Raw genomic sequence first — 15,464 nt, 5'->3', positions numbered from 1 at the left:
GCGACGTGAGCCGCGACCGTGTCCATCCATGACCTGAAAAGCGGTTGCGACTCACGTCGCTCCTACGGGCATTGCAATGGTCAGGATGCCTGCAGCGTGGTCAGCAGGCCCTTGGCGGCGTTGAAGCGATCCGCCGGTTCGGGCATCGGCAGCTTGATCCGCAGCTTGTCCGGACCCTCCATGCCGTAGATGCGCGGCTGCTTCTGGATGAGCTGGATGACCGCCATCGGATCGATGTTCGGCTTGGCCTCGAACACGATGCGGCCACCGGTCTCGCCCAGGTCCAGCTTGCGGACGCCCAGCGCGGTGGCGTCGAGCTTCAGTTCGGCGGTGGCGAACAGATACTTGACCGGATCCGGCAGCAGGCCGAAGCGGTCGACCATCTCCACCTGCAGATCGCGCAGCTCGTCGCGGTCGCGCGCGCTGCTGATGCGCTTGTACAGGGTCAGGCGGGTATGCACGTCGGGCAGGTAGTCGTCGGGAATCAGCGCCGGCACATGCAGTTCGACTTCCGCGCCGCGCGCTTCCTGGCCCAGGTCCGCGTCCGGCAGCTTGCCCTGGCGGATCGAGCGCACCGCGCGCTCCAGCAGTTCGGTGTACAGGCTGAAGCCGATTTCGGCCATCTGCCCGCTCTGGTCCTCGCCGAGCAGTTCGCCGGCGCCGCGGATTTCCAGATCGTGGGTGGCGAGCAGGAAACCGGCGCCGAGTTCGTCCATCGCCGCGATCGCATCGAGCCGGCGTTCGGCGTCGGCGGTCATGCTGCGCTTGTCCGGCACCACCAGGTAGGCGTAGCTGCGGTGATGCGAGCGGCCGACGCGACCGCGCAACTGGTGCAGCTGGGCCAGGCCGAAGCGGTCGGCGCGATGGATGACGATGGTATTGGCGTTGGGGATGTCGATGCCCGATTCGATGATGGTCGTGCACAGCAGCACGTTGAAGCGCTGCTTCTGGAAACCGAGCATCACCTGCTCCAGTTCGCGCTCGGGCATCTGTCCGTGGGCGACGCCGATGCGCGCCTCGGGCACCAGTTCCTGCAGCTCGCGCTGCATGCGGCCGATGGTTTCCACGTCGTTGTGCAGGAAATATACCTGGCCGCCGCGCGAGAGTTCGCGCTGGAACGCCTCGCGCAGCAGGGTGCCGTCCCACGGGGTGATGAAGGTCTGCACCGCCATGCGGTTGGCCGGCGGGGTGGCGATGATCGACAGATCGCGCAGGCCCGCCATCGCCATGTTGAGCGTGCGCGGAATCGGCGTGGCGGTGAGGGTCAGCAGGTGGACGTTGGCGCGCAGCGCCTTCAGCGCTTCCTTCTGGCGCACGCCGAAGCGCTGTTCCTCGTCGACGATGACCAGGCCCAGGTCCTTGAACTTCACGTCCGGCTGCAGCAGCCGGTGGGTGCCGACGATCACGTCCAGCTTGCCTTCGGCCAGTTTCTCCAGCTCGGCCTTGATCTCCTTGGCGGTCTTGAAGCGCGAGAGCACTTCCACTCGCAGCGGCCAGTCGGCGAAACGATCGCGGAAGTTGCGGTAGTGCTGTTCGGCCAACAGCGTGGTCGGGACGAGCACCGCCACCTGCTTGCCGGCGCTGGCGGCGGCGAACGCGGCGCGCACCGCCACTTCGGTCTTGCCGAAGCCGACGTCGCCGCAGACCACCCGATCCATTGGCTGGCTGCTGCCCAGATCGCGCAGCACCGCCTCGATGGCGGCGTGCTGATCCGGGGTTTCCTCGAACGGGAAGGCGGCGGCGAACGGCTCGTACATCGCCCGATCCACCGGCAGCGCCAGACCGGCGCGGGCCTGCCGGCGCGCCTGGATTTCCAGCAGTTCGGCGGCCACGTCGCGGACCTTCTCGGCGGCCTTCTTCTTGGCCTTGGTCCAGGCCTCGCCACCCAGCGAATGCAGCGGCGCGGTTTCCACCGAAGCACCGGAGTAGCGGCTGATCAGATGCAGCTGCGCGACCGGCACGTACAGGCGATCGCCCTTGGCGTACTCGATTTCCAGGTATTCGCCGGGCAGGCCGCCGGCTTCCAGCACGACCAGTCCGCGGTAACGGCCGACGCCGTGATCCTCGTGGACGATCGGCGCGCCTTCGCTGAGTTCGCCGAGATCGCGGATGATGCTGTCCGGTTCGCGGCCGGTGCGTTTGCGGCGATAGGGCTGGGTGGCGCGTTCGGGGAACAGCTGGCGCTCGGTGAGCACCGCGATCGCCGGCGCGTCCAGCGCGAAGCCGTCTTCCAGCGGCGCCACCGCGATGCCGAAGCGCGTGGGGTCGGCGAGGAAACCGGGCAGGTCGTGCAGGACCTGCGGTTTGAGTTCGGCCGATTGCAGCACTTCCAGCAACGCCTCGCGGCGACCGGCCGAATCGGCGGCGATCAGCACGCGTCCGGGATAGTGATCCAGGAACGAGCGCAGCGCCTGGCCGGGCGCGTGATCCTTCTGCGCCAGCGGCAACGTCGGCGCGGGCTGTTCGCCCAGCGGCGCGGCATCGGCGTGGCGCGGATGCTCCGGGCCGCAGACTTCGACGCGTGGCGACTGGTTCAGGCGTTCGCGCAGGGTGTCCGGCGGCAGGTACAGTTCGTCGGGCGGCAGCAGGGGCCGCTCGATGTCGTGGCGACGCTGCTCGTAGCGGTTGCGGGTCTGCGCCCAGAATGCATCGGCCGCCGCGCTGGCGCCATCGGCCAGCAGCGGCAGCGCGCGGTCGCCCAGATAGTCGAACAGGGTGGCGGTCTGTTCGAAGAACAGCGGCAGGTAGTACTCCACGCCGGCCGGCGCGAGCCCGGACTTCAGATCCTGGTAGAGCGCGCTGCGGCGGGTATCCACGTCGAAGCGATCGCGCAGCAGGTTCATCGCCCGCGCGAGCGAGGCATCGTCCAGCGGCACCTCGCGACCGGGCAGCAGCTGCACGGCGTCGGTCTTTTCCAGCGAGCGCTGGCTTTCCGGATCGAACTCGCGGATCGAATCGATGGTGTCGTCCAGCAGTTCGATGCGCAGCGGCGCGTCCGCGCCCATCGGATACACATCGAGCAGGCCGCCGCGGACGGCGAAATCACCCGGGTCCAGCACCTGCGGCACGTGCCGGTAGCTGGCGGTTTCCAGGCGCCGCTTCTCGGCGTCGAAATCCAGCACCTGGCCGACCCGGTAGTCGAAGCTGCCGCCGACCACGTGGCGCAGCGGCGGCAACCGCTGCATCAGGGTCTGCACCGGCACCACCACGATGCCGCGCTTGAGCGCGGGCAGGCGGTGCAGCGCGGCCAGACGCTGGGAGACGATGTCCGGATGCGGACTGAAGCGGTCGTAGGGCAGGGTTTCCCAGTCGGGGAACGGCAGCACCGGCAGGTCCGGCCGGCCCTGCTCGCCCAGCAGCGTGCGCAGGTCGCCTTCCAGCTGGTGGGCGTTGTGGTTGTCGCGCGCGATCGCCACCACCGGACCGTCGTGGGCCAGCGCGGCGCGCATCAGGAACCACGCCAGTGCGGACGGCGAGGCCGGCGCGCGCCACCAGGCGCGGGCCTGGGCGCCGACGGGCAGGGGAGGAACGGGCGTGGAGGAAGCGGAATTCTGGTGTGAAGTCATCGGCGCACAAAACAGCGGCAGCGCCGGAGGCGTCATCCGCACCCAGCGCAAAGGACCGCCAGTTTACCGCGCCGCGCCCGCCGTCCGGCTAGACATCGACCGGCCGGCGGTCGTTCACGCGCTCATTCCGCGGTGACCGGATCAATCACCGCGCGCACCTCGGCGATGCGGTCGGCGGGGAATCCGCCCTGGCGCGCGTGTTCGCGGATCAGGTCCTCGTTCGGCGCCAGGTACAGGCAGTACACCTTGTCGGCGGTGACGTAGCTCTGCAGCCACTGCACCTGCGGTCCCAGGCCTTCCAGCACCTGGCACGAGCGGCGCGAGATGGCCTTCAGTTCGTCGGCCGGCAACTGGCCGGCGCCGGGGATGTCGCGTTCGATCACATAGCGGGGCATGGGAATCTCCCGTGGTCAGGGGCGTGCTTCGAACACCAGGTTGAAAGGCGTCTGCGCCGCGCGCCGGAAGCGGCCGAAGCCGCCGGCTTCCATCACCGCGCGCAGGCGCGCCTCGCCGGCCTGCGCGCCCAGCGCGGGGCCATGGCGGGCCAGCGACACCGGCACGCAGATCTGCGAGGACGCGCCGTAATACACCCGGCCGACCGGATTGAGGTTGTCCTCGACGTTGTCGCCGGCGAACGGTTCCACCAGCAGGCAATGCCCGTCCGGTTTCAGCGCCTGGCGCGCATGCCGGGCGGCGCCGATGGGGTCGGCCATGTCGTGAAGGCAGTCGAAGAAGGCGATCAGATCGAAGTCGCGTTCGGCATAACCGGTGGCGTCGGCGACTTCGAAGCGGGCGTTGTCCAGTCCGGCTTCGCGCGCCCGCTCGCCGGCCACCCGGATCGATTCGGGATGGTAGTCGTAGCCGATGAAGCGCGAGGCCGGATAGGCGCGCGCCATCAGCAGGGTGCTGGCGCCGTGGCCGCAGCCGACGTCGGCGACCTGCGCGCCGGCGGTGAGCTTGGCCATCGCGCCGTCCAGCGCGGGCAGCCATTCGCTCAGCAGGTGCGCGTTGTAGCCGGCGCGGAAGAAGCGTTCGGTGCCATGGAACAGGCAGGCGTGGTGGTCGCCCCATTCCAGGCCCGCGCCGGTGCGGAAGTTGTCCACGGTGCGATCCAGCGCGTGGAAGACCGCCTCGATGATGTAGTACGCGCCGGCCAGATCCACCGGACTGGCCGGATCCGCCAGGCACAGTGCCTGTTCCGGTTCCAGCCGGTACTCGCCGCGGGCCGGGTCATAGCTGACGTAACCGCCGGCGGCCTGGTTGGCCAGCCATTCGCGCAGATAGCGCTCGTGGGTGCCGGTCCGCTCGGCCAGCGCGGCGGGGGTGAGCGGGCCTTCCGCCAGCGCCTTGTACAGGCCCAGCCGGTCGCCGGCCAGGATCAAGGTGGCGCTGATCGCCGCGCCGAGGTCCTCGACCGCCTTGCCGAGGAAGGTATTGAGGCGGGTTTCGTCGATGCCCATCGGGGAGCCCTCCGACCACGCGCGGCAGCACCTGCCGCAGGTCTCCCCAGACAGTCATCCAGACGGCGATACCGGTGGCGGACGGCCGCCGCCGGTCGGATGGGGCGCGCTCAGGCGCCTTCGTTGAGGTCCAGCACCACCCGCACCAGGCCGGGCGCGGCGTCGGCCTCGCGGACCTGCTTGAAGCCCAGCGACTGCGCCAGCTGCAGCATCGGCTGGTTGCTGTCGAGGACGTCGCCGTACAGGCGATCCAGCTTCTTGGAACGCGCCCACTTCACCAGCCGGCGCATCAGATGGCGGCCCAGTCCCTGGCCGGCGATGAAATGGCTGACCAGGATGGCGAACTCGGCCTCGCGGGTGCGGTTGACCACCGAGGCCCGCGCCACCGCGCCGACCAGGGCCTCGCCCGGCGGCAGCGACTCGGCGGCGACCAGGGCGAACTCGGTCTGCGGATCGGGCTGGCTCAGGCGCTGGGCCATCTCCGGGGTCAGTTCACGCAGCGCGTACAGGAACCGCTGGCGGATCTCGTCCGGTCCAAGCAGGGTGAAAGCGCCCTGGATGGGGCCGGCGTCCTCGGGGCGGATCGGGCGAATCAGCAGCTCGCGCCCGCTGGGCAGGCGGAAGTGTTCATGCCAGGGCGGCAGTCGTTTCGGCGCGGTCATGTGATCATGCTCGCATGAAACCCGCCGATCCGGCGAGGTGCCTGAACAGCGGTTCAGGCAGCGTGGCGTTTGCCGCGCAGGCGTCCCAGCAGGGTCGTCACCGCCAGGATCACCGCACCGGCGACGATGCCGACCCCGGCGTTGAACAGCATCGACAGCAGCCCGCCGAGCGCCCCGTGCGCGTAGGGCTCGATGAAGTGGTGCAGGGCCGCGATGCCGTGCACGAGGATGCCGCCGCCGACCAGGAACATCGCGGCGGTGCCGGCGATGGACAGGAATTTCATCAGGTACGGCGCGCTGTGCAGGATGCCGCGGCCGAGCGCGCGCTTGAAGCGCGGCCAGCCGCCTTCGCGACCGTCGCGATTGAGTGCCATGCCGGCGTCGTCGAGCTTGACGATGCCGCCGACCAGGCCATACACGCCCACGGTCATGATCAGGGCGATCGCCACCAGCGTGAGCAGTTGTTCGACGAAGGTGCGCCCGGCCAGGGTGCCGAGCGAGATCACGATGATTTCCGCCGACAGGATGAAGTCGGTGCGGACCGCGCCGCGGATGCGCTGCTTCTCGAACGCGACCATGTCGACCTGTTCGTCCTGCACCGCGCGCAGGCGTTCGGCATGCTCGTGTTCGCCTTCCTGCTTGCCGTGCAGGAACTTGTGCGCCAGCTTCTCCACGCCCTCGTAGCAGAGGAAGGCGCCGCCGAGCATCAGCAGCGGGGTGATCAGCGGGATGTTCACCCCGCGCCCGTGCAGCCAGGTTTCCAGCGCGCTGATGGCGAGCGCGGCCGGCACCAGGATCGCCTTGTTGACCAGCGAGCCCTTGGCCACCGCCCACACCACCGGCAGTTCGCGGTCGGCCTTGATGCCGGACACCTGCTGTGCATTGAGGGCCAGATCGTCGCCCAGCACGCCGGCGGTCTTCTTGGTGGCGATCTTGGTCATCGCCGAGACGTCGTCCAGCAGGCTGGCGATGTCGTCGATGAGGGCGAACAGGCTGGATCCGGCCATGGAGGGACCTGCGGGGAAGGGAGCGGCGATTCTCGCACAGGGGCCGCGCCACGACGCGCGATCCGTGGGCCGGCGGGGCGTGCGTGCCCGGCGCGGCGCCGGCTAGGACTCGTGCCGGATCCACTCCAGCCGCGTGCTGGCGCCCGCTTCGCCGAGCGTTGCCTGCAACGCCGGAAGCACCGGCGCGATCGCGGCGTCGAACTGCCAGGGTGGATTGATCACCAGCATGCCGCTGCCGTTGAGTCGCAGCGGCGAATCGTCCGGGCGGACCTGCAGCTCGGCCACCAGCGCCGCCTTGGCCGGCAGGGCCGCGGCCCTGCGGAAGAACGGTTGCAGGCTGCGGCGCTGCTTGATCGGATACCACACCGCGTAGCTCGCATTGGGCCAGCGCTGCAGGCCGTCGCGCAGGGCGTCGATGATGCGCGGGTACTCCGCGTCCTGGGCCTCGTAGGGAGGATCGATGAGCACCAGCCCGCGCGCGAAACGGGTGTCGCCGGCGCGTGGCGGCAGCAGGGCGTGCATCGCCGCGTAGCCGTCGCGGGCATGCACGGCCACCCGCGCATCGTGGGCGAACAATGCTTTCAGTTCGGCGGCTTCCTCGGCCTGGAGTTCGCAGGCGGCGAGCCGGTCCTGCGCGCGCATCGCCTGCGCCGCCAGCAGCGGCGAGCCCGGATAGGCGACCAGCGCGCCCACCGGATTGTCGGCCTGCACCGCCCGCAGATAGGCCTCTACCGGCGCCGGCAGGCGCGCCGCGTCGAACAGCCGGAGGATGCCGCCGTCGGCCTCGGCGGTCTTGCGGCTCTCGCTGCCGCCCAGCAGGTAGCGGCCGCGGCCGGCGTGCGTATCCAGCACGAAGAACGGCGAGTCCTTGCGCTTCAGGGCGTCCAGCAGGGCCAGCAGCAGGACGTGCTTGAGGACGTCGGCGTGGTTGCCGGCATGGAAGGCGTGACGATAGTTCATCGGTGGAGTATGCCGGGATTCAAGCGGTCGCCGGCACGGCGTCGGCGCCGGTGCCGGCATCCAGAGGCTCGCCGGCCTGTTCGCGCAGCCAGGCGCGTACGCGCATCACCGGTTCGTTGTCCGCGTGGCGCGGCGCCCACAACAGCCGGATCGGATGGCCTTCCAGCACCGGCCCGAAGGGTTGCACCAGGGTGCCGGCGCGCAGTTCGCCGGCCACCAGCACCAGGTTCGCCAGCAGCACGCCCTGGCCGGAGATCGCCGCCACGATGGCGTGCGACTCGTCGGAGAACATCCGTTCCGGCGCATCGCCCGCCGTCAGTCCGGCCCTGCGCAACCACAGCGGCCAGTCGGGCGTGGCGCGGTCGCGCTGCCGCCATTCGAAGCGCAGGCGCGGAAACGAAGACAGGCGCGCCGGCTCGCGCAGATCCAGGCGCGGGCTGCACACCGGTGCGAAACGGCACGGAAGCAGGATGTCCGCATGCAGGCCGGGCGGCGGTATCCGGCCATAGCGCAGGGCCAGATCGGCCTGGCCCTGGAGCAGATCCACCGGCGCGTCGGAGGCGTGCAGGTGCAGATCGATGTCCGGGTGCGCAGCGGCGAACGCTGGCAGCCGCGGCAGCAGCCATTGCGCCGCGAAGCCGCGCGTGGCCGAAACCGTGACCGCCAGGCGCGGCGATGGCGCGCGCAGCGACTTCAGGGTCTGGCCGATGTTGTCGAAGCTGTCGCGCACCACCGGATACAGCCGCTGGCCGGCTTCCGTGAGCGCCACCCGCCGGGCCTGGCGGGTGAACAGCGGCAGGCCGAGGCGATCCTCCAGCAGGCGGATCTGGTGGCTGACGGCGGTGGGGGTGAGCGCCAGTTCCTCGGCGGCCCGCCTGAAGCTCAAGTGCCGTGCCGCCGCTTCGAACACCCGTAGAGCGTTCAGTGACGGAAGTCGGGTGATTGGATGAATTTCACTCATCTATATGGATTCGCAAATATCGTTTTATCTGACGGCAATGTCCCGGAAAAATGCGCGCCATGCACCTGTCTCGGTGCGCTGCCGAAGATGAGTTTAAATGAACATCCTGTGCATCGACTCCAGTGCCCGCGCGGGTCGCTCGGACCAGCAGGCGCATGGCTCGCACACCCGCCGCCTCAGCGCCGGATTCCTGCGCCGCTGGCAGGCACTGCGCCCGGACGATCGGGTGGTGCGCCGCGATGTGGGCCTGCATCCGCCCGCACCGGTCAGCGGCGACTGGGTGCGCGCGGCGTTTACCCGGCCGGAACAGCGTGACCCGCGGATGCGCGAGGCCCTGCGCGAGAGCGATGTCCTCGTGGACGAACTGATTGCCAGCGATCTGCTGGTGATCGCCGCGCCGATGTACAACTTCGGCATGCCCGCGCAGCTCAAGGCGTGGATCGACAATGTGGTGCGGGTCGGGCGCACGTTCGGCTTCGATCGCTCCAGGGCCGGGGAGCCATACTGGCCGATGCTGGCCGGACAGGGCCGGCGGCTGGTGCTGCTGGGCGCGCGCGGCGACGCCGGATACGACCCGGGCGGACGCCTGGCGCATCTGAACCATGTCGAGGACGGCATCGCCGTGCCGCTGGCCTACCTGGGCATCGACCGCGTGGATCGCGTCGCGGTGGAGTACGACGAATTCGCCGACGCGCGCCTGGCCGGTTCGCTGGCGGCGGCCGAACGCGAACTGGACGCGCTGGTGCCGCGCCTGATCGCGGAAATGGCCGATGGCGCCGACGCATCCCCGGTCCGGATGGCGACAGGCTGAGGCGGATCGCGTGGCGGCGCGCGCGGGCGGCGACTATCCTGTGCCGCATGCCACTGATCCTGATTGCCGAAGACGAAGCCGCCATCGCCGACACCGTGCTGTACGCGCTGCGCAGCGAGGGCCTGGACACCGAACATTGCCAACTGGCCCGCGAGGTCGTGCCGCGCGTGCGCGCCGGCGGGGTGGACGTGGTGGTGCTGGATGTCGGCCTGCCCGACGCCAGCGGCTTCGATGTCTGCCGGGAACTGCGCGCCTTCAGCGACGTGCCGGTGATCTTCCTGACCGCGCGCAACGATGAAATCGATCGGGTGCTGGGCCTGGAACTGGGCGCGGATGACTACGTCGCCAAGCCTTTCTCGCCGCGCGAACTGGTCGCCCGGGTGCGCGCCCGCCTGCGGCGCCTGCACGCCGCCGCGCCGGAGGCGGGCTGGGTCCGCCAGGGCGATTTCGCCGTCGACCGCGACGGGCACCGCATCCATTACCAGGATCGGCCACTGGATCTGACCCGCTACGAATACGTGCTGCTGGCCGCGCTGCTGCAACGCCCCGGCGCGATCCTCAGCCGCGCGCAGTTGATGGATCGAGGCTGGGACAGCGATGCCGAGAGCATGGATCGCACGGTCGACACCCACATCAAGACCCTGCGCGGCAAGCTGCGCGCGGCGGGGGCGGATCCGGATCCGATCCGCACCCATCGCGGACTTGGCTACGCCATCGAGATCTGACCATGCGCCTGGGCGTCCGCCTGTTCCTGGCCTTCTTCCTGATCGTGGGACTGGCCGCTTTCTTCGTGATGCGGGTGTTCGTCAACGAAGTGAAGCCGGGCGTGCGCCAGGCGATGGAATCGACCCTGGTCGATACCGCCAACCTGCTGGCGGTGATGGCGGCCGACGATCTGAAGGCCGGGCGGATTGCCGACGGTGAGTTCGCGGCCAAGGTGTCCGAAGCGGCCGGACGTGATCTGCGCGCGCGCATCTGGAGTTTTCCCAAGCGCCACATCGAGTACCGGGTGACGGTCACCGACGCGCGCGGCATCGTCGTCTACGACTCGCAGCGGCGCGATGTCGGCCGCGACAACTCGCGCTGGAACGACGTCTACCTGACCCTGCGCGGGGAATACGGCGCGCGCTCCAGCCCGGAGTCGCCGGACGACCCCGAGCGCACGGTGATGCATGTGGCCGCGCCCATCCGCGACGGCAACCGGCTGATCGGCGTGCTCACGGTGGCGCAGCCCAACCACACCATCGATCCCTTCATCACCGCCAGCCAGCGCAGCATCATGCGTCGCGGCGCCTGGCTGATCGGGCTGTCCGCGCTGATCGGCGTGTTGATCACCTGGTGGCTGGTGCGCGGCATCAACCGGCTCAACCGCTATGCCCAGGCGGTCGCGGCGGGCGAGCCGGTGCCGCCGCCCAAGCCGCGTCGCGACGAAATCGGCGATCTGGGCCGTGCGCTGGAGGCGATGCGGCGCAAGCTGGAGGGCAAGGCCTACGTGGAACAGTACGTGCAGTCGCTGACCCACGAGATGAAGAGCCCGCTGGCGGCGATCCGGGGCGCGGCCGAACTGTTGCAGGAGCCGCTGCCGGAGCCGGAGCGGCAGCGGTTCGCCCGCAACATCCAGACCCAGGAGCAGCGCCTGACCGAAACCATCGACAAGCTGCTGGCGCTGGCCGAGGTCGAACAGCATGGCTGGTTGCAGAAGCGGCAGACGCTGGCGGTGGATGACCTGCTGGAGGCGGTGCGCGAAGCGGGCGAGATGCGCGCCTCCGGCGTGGTGTTGCAGGTGCGGGCCGCGCCGGGACTGCGGCTGAGCGGGGACCCCTTCCTGCTGCGGCAGGCGCTGAGCAACCTGCTCGACAACGCGATCGCCTTCTCGCCGCCCGGCGCGGAAGTGGTGCTGGCCGCCGACGGCGTCGACGACCGGCTTGAATTGAGCGTGCGCGATCGCGGTCCCGGCATTCCCGACTACGCCCTGGAGCGCATCTTCGAGCGTTTCTATTCGCTGGCCCGGCCGGGGACCGGGCTGCGCAGTTCCGGCCTGGGCCTGCCGTTCGTGCGCGAGGTGGCGCGCCTGCACGGCGGCGACATCGTCCTGCGCAACCGGCCCGATGGCGGCGCCGAAGCCATCCTGACCCTGCCCGCGGCCTGAGCGGAACCTCGCCCGTCCTCGCGGGAGCGACGCAGGGTCGCTCACGCAGGGGACGCCGCCCACTTCACACAGACTTCAAGCACGCTTCCACGCCCACCCACCGGCGGGCATCAGGCTTTGTCCATCTCCACAGCCGGATGGGCGAAGACATGAAGTCGTTGAAGCTGTTGTTGCGGTTCCTAACCGTGGGCGGTCTGGTGCTGCTGTTGATGATTCCCCTGTTGATGGTGCGCGGCGTGATCAGCGATCGCGAGCGCTACCAGGCACAGGCGGTGGAGCGGATCGCCGAGAGCATGGCCGGCCCGCAGCAGGTGATCGGGCCGCTGCGGGTGGTGCCGTGGCAGAAGGTCACCAATGCCACGGTGGTCAACGCGGAGGGCAAGCCGGAGATCCGCCAGGAGACCACGCGCGGCTACGTGCTGCAGACGCCGAAGACCCTGCAGGCCGGTGGCGGGATGAAACCGGCGCTGCGGCGCATCGGCCTGTACGACGTGCGCACCTATCAATGGTCGGCGCGGATGAGCGCGCGCTTCGATCCGCTGGCGTTGGAGCTGGTGGACGGCCGCGTGTACGGCAAGCCCATCCTGGTGATGGGCCTGAGCGACGTGCGCGGGCTGATCGGCACGCCCACGCTCAAGGTCGATGGCCGCATGCTGACCTTCGAAGGCGGCACCGGCGCGATGTCCGCCCGGATGAGCGGCGTGCACGCCAAGCTGGGCGAAGCCGCCACGCTGCTGCCCGCCAGCGATGTCCAGATGGATTTCACCCTTGCCGGCACGGAATCGCTGGGCATCAGCCCGGTCGCCGACAACAACCGCATCGACGTCCATTCCGAATGGCCGCATCCGCTGTTCGGCGGCCGCTTCCTGCCGACCCAGCGCACGGTCGAAGCCAGCGGCTTCACCGCCCACTGGGAAATCTCCTCGCTGGCGAGCAACGCGCAGACCCAGCTGGCCGGCACCGAGGGCGACTTCACCCGGCGCATGCCGCTGACCGGCCAGGCCGCCATCGACACCGCGTCGGAAGGTCCCTCGCTGACCCGCATCGACAGCGCCGACATCCACCTGGTGGATCCGGTGGACATCTACACGCAGGCCGACCGCGCCAGCAAATACGGCATCCTGTTCGTCGTGCTGACCTTCGTCGGCTTCGCCCTGTTCGAGCTGATCAAGCGCCTGCCGATCCATCCGCTGCAATACCTGCTGGTCGGACTGGCGCTGGCGATTTTCTTCCTGCTGCTGCTCAGCCTGTCCGAGCACATCGCGTTCTGGAAGGCGTACCTGGTGTCGGCGGTGGCGTGCATCGGCCTGCAGTTCTTCTACCTGTCCGGGGTCCTGCGCAGCTGGCTGCGCGCGGCCGGCTTCGCGGTGATGCTGACGGCGTTGTACGGCGTGCTGTACATGCTGCTGCTGTCGGAAACCAATGCGTTGCTGATGGGCACGCTGCTGCTGTTCGGCATCCTGACCGTCATCATGTGGATCACCCGCAAGGTGGACTGGTACGAACTGGGCACCGGGCTGCGTTGAGGCACGCCATGCTGGATCAGCAGACCCTGCATCGCCGCGCCCGCCGGGTGTTGCCGGCCTGCCTGCGCACCGAGGCGGTGATCGCGGCCAGCGGCGAAGGCGGCCGATGGGCCGGCGCCGGCGGGACCGCCCTGGCGGGACTGCTGCTGCCGTTGCGGCACGTGCATCGCGGGGGACTGTGGTTCCGGCTGGCGTCGGAGACGCGGGCCGCGCTGCGCACCGGACCGATGAGGTTCCTGCAGGACGCGACCGAGGCCAGGGAAGGCCTTTCGCGGCACGGGGTTCCGATGACGTGGGGGCCGTGGCACGCGACACCGGGCGATGCGCCCGCCCATCGCTACACCTCCGGCTCGCGCGATGGACGCGCGCGGCTGTGGGTGCTGCCGGAGACCGGCGTCGTCGTCTATGCCTGGGATGATCGCCGCGGGCTGGCGGCGGAGGAGAGCGGCCGATGCCGATGATGCTGATGGCGATCGCCGTCGTCGCGGTGTTCTACGGCATGGCGGCGGTGATTTCCTGGCGGTTGTACGCCACGTTGTTCCTGTTGCCGCAACTGCTGTTGACCTTGTTGTGGTTGCGGCATTGCCACGAGGTTTCGCGGCCCGGCCACCAGGGCGGGCCCGGCGAGGGTTTCGGCGTGGCGCTGGTGATGCTCGTGCACCTGTCGCTCGCGCTCGGTGGCCTGCTGGCCGGCGCGCTGGTGGCCTTGGCCCGCGGGTTGATGCGCGCCGACACCGCACCATCGACGGCCGGATCGGAACGCGACGCGGCATCCTGAGCGCGGGCGATTTCCGGAAGCGCTGCGGTAAAGTGCGCGGATGGATTCCTCTCCCGACATCCGCGTGTTCCGGGGACCGGACATCGGTCCCTGGCTGGCCGACGTGGCGCGCCTGCGCGTGGCCGTGTTCCGCGACTGGCCCTATCTCTACGCCGGCGATTTCGACTACGAGCGCGACTATCTGGCCGCCTACGCGGCATCGCCGCGCAGCGTGTTCGTGCTGGCGATGGACGGGGAGCGTGTGGTCGGCGCATCCACCGGGCTGCCGTTGCTGGATGACGCCGAGGCTTTCCGCCAGCCTTTTCTCGCCTCGGACATCGATCCCGGCGGGGTGTTCTATTTCGGCGAGTCGGTGCTGCTGCCCGACCATCGGGGACGGGGCGTCGGCCATGCGTTCTTCGACCATCGCGAAGCGCATGCGCGCGCGCTGGGCGGTTTTCGCTGGACCGCGTTCTGCGCGGTGGATCGCGATCCGGGCGACCCGCGCCGGCCCGCGTCATACCGGGGCAACGACGCGTTCTGGCACAAGCGCGGCTATCGGCGCCGGGACGGCATGAGCGTGCGGCTGGACTGGGACGAGATCGATCGCGGCGGAATTCCGCATGCGCTGACGTTCTGGCTGCGTCCGCTGGAGGCCGGCCGATGAAGGTGGCCGTGGCCAAATATCCGATCCAGGCGCCGGAGAGTTTCGACGCGTTCTCCGGGCGTCTGGCCCGGCTGCTCGACGAGGCGGCCGGGCTGGGCGCGAGGGTGGCGGTATTGCCGGAATACCTGTCGCTGGAACTGGCGGCGATCTTCGCCGCCGATATCCGCGCGGACCTCAATGCCTCGCTGGCCGCCACCCAGGCCTTGCATGCCGACTGGATGAATCTGTTCGCGCGCCTGGCCGGGGCATCGCGGCTGCACGTGGTCGCCGGCTCGTTCCTGCTGGCGGTCGGCGAACAGCGCTATCGCAACCGCAGCTACTGGTTCGCGCCGGACGGCACCCACGGCTGGCAGGACAAGCTGCAGCTCACCGGTTTCGAGAAGGCGACCGGGGTGATCGAGGGCGGCGATGCGCTCAAGGTGTTCGATGTCGACGGCGTCCGCGCCGGCATTTCGGTCTGCTACGACAGCGAGTTTCCGCTGCCGGTGCGCGCGCAGTACGAAGCCGGCGCGCGTCTGCTCGCGGTGCCCAGTTGCACCGACACCGAGGCCGGCGCCACCCGCGTGCGGGTGGGATGCCTGGCGCGCGCGCTGGAGAACCGCTTCTTCGTGGCCCAGGCGGTGACCGCCGGCGTTGCCGAATGGAGTCCCGCGCTGGACGTGAACACCGGCGAGGCGGCCCTGTTCGCGCCCATGGATCGCGGTTTCCCGGCCGATGGCGTGCTGGCCCGGACCCGGGGCCAGCAGGTGTGGGCGATCGCCGATCTGGACTTCGCCGCGCTGGAGGCCAGCCGCGGACAGGCGCAGGTCGCCAACGATCGCGACTGGAACGGGCAGGGGCTTCCCGCCCTGCAGCGCGCCCGTCGCGAACCGTTCCGCTGAGCCGGACTCTCGCTGGCTCTCGCCCCGGACCATGACTGATGGCAGGGGGGGCATGAC

The 15,464-nt window shown here is 69.7% G+C and carries 15 protein-coding genes; 8 read left to right on the top strand and 7 right to left on the bottom strand.

Features of this window, described 5'->3' with window-relative positions; translation table 11 throughout:
• Nucleotides 1-80 precede the first annotated feature (80 nt).
• The 7 genes from mfd to ACTHN1_RS00690 form a co-directional block, all read right to left on the bottom strand.
• Nucleotides 81-3,566 (bottom strand): transcription-repair coupling factor, encoded by a 3,486-nt coding sequence (mfd, locus tag ACTHN1_RS00720; RefSeq protein WP_440469054.1) that lies wholly within the window; start codon nucleotides 3,564-3,566, stop codon nucleotides 81-83.
• Nucleotides 3,567-3,688: 122 nt separating this feature from the next.
• Nucleotides 3,689-3,961 carry a DUF4242 domain-containing protein gene (locus ACTHN1_RS00715; protein ID WP_440469053.1) on the bottom strand — a complete coding sequence of 91 codons (273 nt, stop codon included), beginning with the start codon at nucleotides 3,959-3,961 and terminating at the stop codon, nucleotides 3,689-3,691.
• A 15-nt stretch (nucleotides 3,962-3,976) separates the two neighbouring features.
• Nucleotides 3,977-5,026 carry a class I SAM-dependent methyltransferase gene (locus ACTHN1_RS00710; protein ID WP_440469052.1) on the bottom strand — a complete coding sequence of 350 codons (1,050 nt, stop codon included), beginning with the start codon at nucleotides 5,024-5,026 and terminating at the stop codon, nucleotides 3,977-3,979.
• 110 nt (nucleotides 5,027-5,136) lie between these two features.
• On the bottom strand, nucleotides 5,137-5,688 hold the full coding sequence (locus ACTHN1_RS00705; protein ID WP_440469051.1) for an N-acetyltransferase family protein: 552 nt from the start codon (nucleotides 5,686-5,688) through the stop codon (nucleotides 5,137-5,139).
• Nucleotides 5,689-5,741: 53 nt separating this feature from the next.
• On the bottom strand, nucleotides 5,742-6,695 hold the full coding sequence (locus ACTHN1_RS00700) for a DUF808 domain-containing protein (RefSeq protein ID WP_440469050.1): 954 nt from the start codon (nucleotides 6,693-6,695) through the stop codon (nucleotides 5,742-5,744).
• Nucleotides 6,696-6,797: 102 nt separating this feature from the next.
• A complete protein-coding gene (locus tag ACTHN1_RS00695; RefSeq protein WP_440469049.1) occupies nucleotides 6,798-7,655 on the bottom strand; it encodes a 23S rRNA (adenine(2030)-N(6))-methyltransferase RlmJ in 858 nt (285 codons plus the stop codon).
• A gap of 19 nt (nucleotides 7,656-7,674) precedes the next feature.
• Nucleotides 7,675-8,616, bottom strand: coding sequence for a LysR substrate-binding domain-containing protein (locus ACTHN1_RS00690; protein WP_440469048.1), 942 nt, complete (start codon nucleotides 8,614-8,616; stop codon nucleotides 7,675-7,677).
• A gap of 97 nt (nucleotides 8,617-8,713) precedes the next feature.
• Here ACTHN1_RS00690 and ACTHN1_RS00685 point away from each other — a divergent pair, with 97 nt between their 5' ends.
• From ACTHN1_RS00685 to ACTHN1_RS00650, 8 genes are all read left to right on the top strand, one after another.
• Nucleotides 8,714-9,427: an FMN-dependent NADH-azoreductase gene (locus ACTHN1_RS00685; protein ID WP_440469047.1), complete on the top strand. Its 714-nt coding sequence runs from the start codon at nucleotides 8,714-8,716 to the stop codon at nucleotides 9,425-9,427.
• Between the two features lie 47 nt (nucleotides 9,428-9,474).
• The gene (gene creB / locus ACTHN1_RS00680) at nucleotides 9,475-10,152 is read left to right on the top strand and encodes a two-component system response regulator CreB (RefSeq protein ID WP_440469046.1); all 678 of its coding nucleotides are present in this window, start codon (nucleotides 9,475-9,477) and stop codon (nucleotides 10,150-10,152) included.
• A gap of 2 nt (nucleotides 10,153-10,154) precedes the next feature.
• A complete protein-coding gene (gene creC / locus ACTHN1_RS00675; RefSeq protein WP_440469045.1) occupies nucleotides 10,155-11,576 on the top strand; it encodes a two-component system sensor histidine kinase CreC in 1,422 nt (473 codons plus the stop codon).
• Nucleotides 11,577-11,725: 149 nt separating this feature from the next.
• Nucleotides 11,726-13,102, top strand: a complete 1,377-nt coding sequence (creD, locus tag ACTHN1_RS00670) for a cell envelope integrity protein CreD (protein ID WP_440469044.1) — start codon at nucleotides 11,726-11,728, stop codon at nucleotides 13,100-13,102.
• Between the two features lie 8 nt (nucleotides 13,103-13,110).
• Complete coding sequence (locus ACTHN1_RS00665; RefSeq protein WP_440469043.1) at nucleotides 13,111-13,563, top strand: hypothetical protein; 453 nt, start codon at nucleotides 13,111-13,113, stop codon at nucleotides 13,561-13,563.
• Nucleotides 13,554-13,880, top strand: coding sequence for a hypothetical protein (locus tag ACTHN1_RS00660; RefSeq protein ID WP_440469042.1), 327 nt, complete (start codon nucleotides 13,554-13,556; stop codon nucleotides 13,878-13,880). The genes ACTHN1_RS00665 and ACTHN1_RS00660 overlap by 10 nt, the downstream gene beginning before the upstream one ends.
• A 40-nt stretch (nucleotides 13,881-13,920) precedes the next feature.
• Complete coding sequence (locus ACTHN1_RS00655; protein ID WP_440469041.1) at nucleotides 13,921-14,526, top strand: GNAT family N-acetyltransferase; 606 nt, start codon at nucleotides 13,921-13,923, stop codon at nucleotides 14,524-14,526.
• Nucleotides 14,523-15,407 carry a carbon-nitrogen hydrolase family protein gene (locus ACTHN1_RS00650; protein ID WP_440469040.1) on the top strand — a complete coding sequence of 295 codons (885 nt, stop codon included), beginning with the start codon at nucleotides 14,523-14,525 and terminating at the stop codon, nucleotides 15,405-15,407. The genes ACTHN1_RS00655 and ACTHN1_RS00650 overlap by 4 nt, the downstream gene beginning before the upstream one ends.
• Nucleotides 15,408-15,464 lie beyond the last annotated feature (57 nt).

Origin of the sequence: Pseudoxanthomonas sp. (assembly GCF_051953815.1) — a bacterium.
Taxonomy (GTDB): domain Bacteria; phylum Pseudomonadota; class Gammaproteobacteria; order Xanthomonadales; family Xanthomonadaceae; genus Pseudoxanthomonas_A.
Note: the sequence above shows the minus strand (reverse complement) of the source record. Positions and strands in the feature narration are given on the sequence as shown.